5 protein-coding genes, 1 pseudogene and 1 riboswitch are annotated in these 4,648 nt (G+C 43.6%); of the genes and pseudogenes, 4 read left to right on the top strand and 2 right to left on the bottom strand.

Annotated features, from left to right (window positions below; genetic code table 11):
• Positions 1-271, bottom strand: a pseudogene (locus CGZ90_RS19710) (NAD(P)/FAD-dependent oxidoreductase); the annotation flags it as partial.
• A gap of 230 nt (positions 272-501) precedes the next feature.
• Between CGZ90_RS19710 and CGZ90_RS19705 the strand changes: the two are divergent.
• Both CGZ90_RS19705 and CGZ90_RS19700 read left to right on the top strand, forming a co-directional pair.
• A complete protein-coding gene (locus tag CGZ90_RS19705; protein WP_094254195.1) occupies positions 502-738 on the top strand; it encodes a YuzB family protein in 237 nt (78 codons plus the stop codon).
• 212 nt (positions 739-950) lie between these two features.
• A complete protein-coding gene (locus tag CGZ90_RS19700) occupies positions 951-2,165 on the top strand; it encodes a NupC/NupG family nucleoside CNT transporter (RefSeq protein WP_094254198.1) in 1,215 nt (404 codons plus the stop codon).
• Positions 2,166-2,274: 109 nt separating this feature from the next.
• Here the strand turns inward: CGZ90_RS19700 and CGZ90_RS19695 are convergent, their stop codons facing one another.
• Positions 2,275-2,850 carry an ECF transporter S component gene (locus CGZ90_RS19695; RefSeq protein ID WP_240515498.1) on the bottom strand — a complete coding sequence of 192 codons (576 nt, stop codon included), beginning with the start codon at positions 2,848-2,850 and terminating at the stop codon, positions 2,275-2,277.
• A 202-nt stretch (positions 2,851-3,052) separates the two neighbouring features.
• Positions 3,053-3,205, bottom strand: a riboswitch (FMN riboswitch).
• Between the two features lie 95 nt (positions 3,206-3,300).
• Here CGZ90_RS19695 and CGZ90_RS19690 point away from each other — a divergent pair.
• Both CGZ90_RS19690 and dapF read left to right on the top strand, forming a co-directional pair.
• Complete coding sequence (locus CGZ90_RS19690) at positions 3,301-3,540, top strand: hypothetical protein (protein WP_094254196.1); 240 nt, start codon at positions 3,301-3,303, stop codon at positions 3,538-3,540.
• A 10-nt stretch (positions 3,541-3,550) separates the two neighbouring features.
• A complete protein-coding gene (gene dapF / locus CGZ90_RS19685; protein WP_094254194.1) occupies positions 3,551-4,408 on the top strand; it encodes a diaminopimelate epimerase in 858 nt (285 codons plus the stop codon).
• Positions 4,409-4,648 lie beyond the last annotated feature (240 nt).

The following is a 4,648-nucleotide window of genomic DNA, read 5'->3' as shown; positions in this document are numbered from 1 at the left end:
CTTGTAAATGGACAGCTTTTTCAGAGAGCTGGATTTCCGTCACTTCGCCATATACGATTTTCAGGCGAGGGTGGTCCGGAAAAGGAACTCGGATATGATGGTCGGAAATCGTTCCCGCTGCAAGTGCGTAATATTCCGTTTTTAAGCAGTGGTACGGGACGCGGTCAATCAGTGTTAGCTGGATGTCTTCCGGAAGGCTGGATGATTGGAGCAGACGCTTTAAAGCGCGCATGTTGCCATATCCTCCGCCTAGCATTACTAGTTGCTTCATGAGGCATTTCCCCTTTTCTGTTACATCTTTAATCCTGTATGGTTTGTATACCCTTTCACAGACAACATAAAAAAAGAAACCGATTCCATATTTCAGTCAGTAATAAGTATAGCACTTCAAGACGATTTCACAACCACTTTTTGTCGAATTAGAGGGGTGTTTCAGGCCTTTCAAATTGACGGAGGCAAAGGAAAAAGATAGGATAGGAATGATGAAGAGGTGATGACAGATTGAAGCCTATAATAGAATTTTGCATAAGCAACCTGGCAAACGGTTCACAAAGAGCACTTGAGCAGCTAGAGAAGGACTATGATCTTGATGTAATTGAGTATGGATGCCTTGGTTACTGCGGACAATGCTCGCGCTCGCTTTTTGCGCTCGTTAACGGCGAAACAGTTACAGGAGAAACACCTGATGAACTCGTCAGTAACATATATCAATTTTTAGATGAAAATCCGATGTTTTAACACACACCTTTTGAAAACGGTGTGTGTTTTTTTATACCGTTTATTAGGGCCAAAGAATGAGAAACAATCAACTGGGAAAAATAACTAGAGAAAAAAGCATTGCTTTTTTGTCGATTTTTGTTTATTTTTAAAAGGTCAGTTGTCGAGAAGTCTGACAACTATTACGAAAAAGAAAGCGTTTTCTAAATTGTATAAGGGGTGGGGAATAGATGATGTCTATTTTATGGGGTATTGGCGGAATGCTGGTTATTCTCGGCATCGCATATTTGCTTTCTTCTAATAAGAAAGCGATTAACTGGCGCACAGTGCTTGGCGCGCTGGCTATTCAAGTGTCATTCGCCTTGATCGTTCTTAAATGGGAGACAGGCAAAAAAGCATTGCAAGCGGTGTCAACGGGTGTTTCTAATGTTGTATCGTATGCAAATGAAGGGATCACGTTCTTATTTGGAAGCATGATTCCGGAAGAAGGAAAAGGATTTATCTTTGCTTTCCAAGTTCTAACGGTAATTATTTTCTTCTCTTCTTTGATTTCAGTATTGTATTACCTTGGAATTATGCAATGGGTCGTTCGTATTTTGGGCGGTGCATTATCTAAGTTTCTCGGTACAAGTAAAGCAGAGTCGATGAGCGCAACAGCTAACATTTTCTTAGGACAGACAGAAGCTCCGCTTGTTATCCGTCCTTATATGAGCCGTTTAACAAAGTCTGAACTGTTTGCTGTAATGGTCGGCGGACTTGCTTCTGTTGCGGGTTCTGTACTTGTCGGCTATTATCTCCTTGGTGTACCGCTTAACTATTTGATCGCGGCAAGCTTTATGTGTGCTCCAGCAGGACTTGTAATGGCTAAGCTTATGATGCCAGAAACAGAAGAGCCTGAAACGATGGGTGAGATCAAGCTTGAGCGTGATGAAGATACAGTTAACGTAATTGATGCTGCTGCACGCGGAGCTTCAGACGGATTGCAGATCGCATTAAACGTCGGAGCAATGCTTCTTGCATTCATCGCATTGATCGGTCTTCTTAATGGTATTTTAGGCGGTATCGGCGGCTGGTTCGGAGCAGATATCACGCTTCAGAGCATCCTAGGGTATGTGTTTGCGCCGATCGCATTTGTTATCGGTGTTCCTTGGGACGAAGCGATTAAAGCAGGTACATTTATCGGACAGAAATTCGTACTGAACGAATTCGTAGCGTACTCTGAGTTCGCACCAAAGATTCCTGAACTTAAAGATAAAACAGTAGCGATCGTTTCATTCGCGCTTTGCGGGTTTGCTAACCTTTCTTCTATCGCTATGCTGATCGGAGGACTTGGTTCAATGGCACCAAGCCGCCGTCAAGATATCGCGAAGCTTGGCATGAAGGCTGTTATCGCAGCAACACTTGCGAACCTTCTAAGTGGTGCGGTTGCAGGAATGTTTATCCTTTAATAATAAATATAAAAAAACAGTGCCAAGCGAATGCCGGCACTGTTTTTTTATATTTGTTCAGGCACGAAAATACCGCCTGCCACAAGGACAGGCGGTATGATTTTATATATTAAGCTTGCTGTGATTGTCTGATTATCCACGGCTTCAAGCGGGTAAACAGAACTAAAAACAAGACAGCAACGATGATTCCTTTTATAAGGTTGAACGGAGCAATAGCTGCCGTAATCATTTCAATCATTGCACCGCTAGTCATCTGCGGGGCATTCAGGAACCAAGTATAAGCAGGCAGGATGATCACGTAGTTTAAGAATGACATCATGAACGTCATCAATACTGTCCCAGCTACTAAGCCGATAGACAAGCCTTTAATTGTCTTATACTTACGGAAAAAATATGAAGCAGGAATGATGAATAATGAACCTGCGATAAAGTTGGCGATCTCGCCGACAGGTACACCTGTCATGCTGCCTTGAATACCATAGTGCAGAAGGTTCTTGATGCCTTCTACGGCTATGCCGGCAAGCGGACCGAAGATGATGGCAGCGAGCAGTGCAGGCACGTCGCTAAAATCGATTTTTAAGAATGCCGGCAGTCCTGGAAACGGAAAATCCAGCATCATAAGTAAATACGCGATGGAGCTCAGCATAGAGACTGCCACCATTTTTCTTGCTTTCCCTTGTTGCATTGAAATCTCTCCTTTTGTGTGTTGCGCCATCTCTGATTTCAAATGCAGCACAGCTGATTTCTGACATTAAAAAACCCTTGACTGAACTAATCGTCAAGGGAGAGTGTCTTCGTCAGCGGGCATTGCGAAAGAAGCATCCTTATTAAACAAGAATGCACACTTAAGCTAAGGCCCCGTCTTGATTGGTCTTCAAAACGTGCACCGACATCTTCTCCCATCCAGACTATACTGTCGGCTCTGGAATTGCACCAGATCAGCAAAACGTTTAACTAGAAAACGTTCAGCTCACGGGCTGATGAAGAGGGAATCTTCAAATACCGCCGGTCGGGAATTTCACCCTGCCCCGAAGATGGATCGCTATTGTATTGTATTACAAATCCCATTATACTTGAGAACATAAAAAATGTGAATGATAATGCACTTTTTTCAGTGCTTGAAGGAGGGGAAAGCATGCTTACTTTTGAAAACACGTGGCCATATGAAAAAACGATGGATGATATATACTTGCAGGAATGCCCATTCTGCAGGAAAACCAGTGTGCTCACTTCTTTTTCTGAAGATTCTTTGGAACTTGCCAAGGAAGGAATCAAACAGCTCCTAATTATGCCTTGCTGCTATGGCAAGCTTACGATTTTAAAAGCGGATGATGACTATTTATGGGCGGATGAAAAGCTGAGAGAGAACCGTTAAGGAGAACTGCATGAGAACTTTTAATTTCACGAAAATGCATGGACTTGGAAACAATTATATATATGTAAACATGTTGGAAGAGCGTTTGAATGAAGAACAACTGCCAGAATTGGCGCGGAAAGTTTCAAACCCATACACGGGTATCGGTTCTGATGGAATGATCCTCATATGTCCTTCTGAAATCGCTCCAGTTAAAATGAGGGTATTCAACAACGATGGATCAGAAGCTAAGAATTGCGGCAACGGTCTGCGGTGTGTAGCCAAATATTCATACGAAAATGGCATCGTATCTGACACAAGCTTTGAGATTGAAACGCTTGGGGGACTTGTTACAGCGGAAATTACAGAGGTAGACGGAATCGTAAAGCAAGTGTTGGTTAATATGGGGAAACCAAGGTTGAAGCCTTCTGAATTGCCGCTCCTTGGCTTCGAAAAAGAAGTGGTAAGCGAGCCGGTGGTTTTTGGCGGCTCGCGTTTGGATATGACCGCTGTATCGATGGGCAATCCGCATGCCGTGTTTTTTATTGAAAATATTCAGGATGCACCACTCACGACTTTGGGTCCTGTGATCGAAAAGGATCCGATGTTCCCGGAATGGGTGAACGCCGAGTTCGTCGAGATGGTCTCAGAAAAAGAGATGCACTTCCGTGTTTGGGAGCGCGGATCTGGAGTGACACAAGCGTGCGGAACGGGTGCATGCGCCGCCGCTGTGGCCGCTGTGCTAAACGGAAAGGCTCATCGTGGAGACGATATCACAGTGCACCTGGCTGGAGGAGACCTCATCATTAACTGGACAGAAGCAGGAGATGTGCTGATGACCGGTCCTGCCGAAACGATCTGTACGGGAACATTTTTTGTGAATGATTAAATAAAATCCACAAACCCGCAAGCATTATGCTTGCGGGTTTTGAATTGGTTCTTGGACGGTATATTGTCTAACATCTCCTTCGAAGTAAATACGGGGAAGCAAAAGAAGGGTTTTGTTCATGGGCCAAGTTTTGGCTAACATTTTCTTGGAAGTAAAAGTGGAAACAACAAAACAAAACCAGCCTGATCATCAGGCTGGTTTTGTTTTGTTTAATATTCTTTTATGACATTATAGAACGTG

It is taken from the genome of Fictibacillus aquaticus, from assembly GCF_002245695.1.
GTDB lineage: Bacteria > Bacillota > Bacilli > Bacillales > Fictibacillaceae > Fictibacillus > Fictibacillus aquaticus.
This window is presented reverse-complemented; position numbering and strand designations above follow the sequence as displayed.

What these genes read in the sequence shown, in the direction of transcription:
- CGZ90_RS19700 (WP_094254198.1), top strand. Translation starts at nt 951, where the DNA reads ATGTCTATTTTATGGGGTATTGGCGGAATGCTGGTTATTCTCGGCATC.
- CGZ90_RS19695 (WP_240515498.1), bottom strand. Translation starts at nt 2,850, where the DNA reads ATGCAACAAGGGAAAGCAAGAAAAATGGTGGCAGTCTCTATGCTGAGC.
- CGZ90_RS19690 (WP_094254196.1), top strand. Translation starts at nt 3,301, where the DNA reads ATGCTTACTTTTGAAAACACGTGGCCATATGAAAAAACGATGGATGAT.
- dapF (WP_094254194.1), top strand. Translation starts at nt 3,551, where the DNA reads ATGAGAACTTTTAATTTCACGAAAATGCATGGACTTGGAAACAATTAT.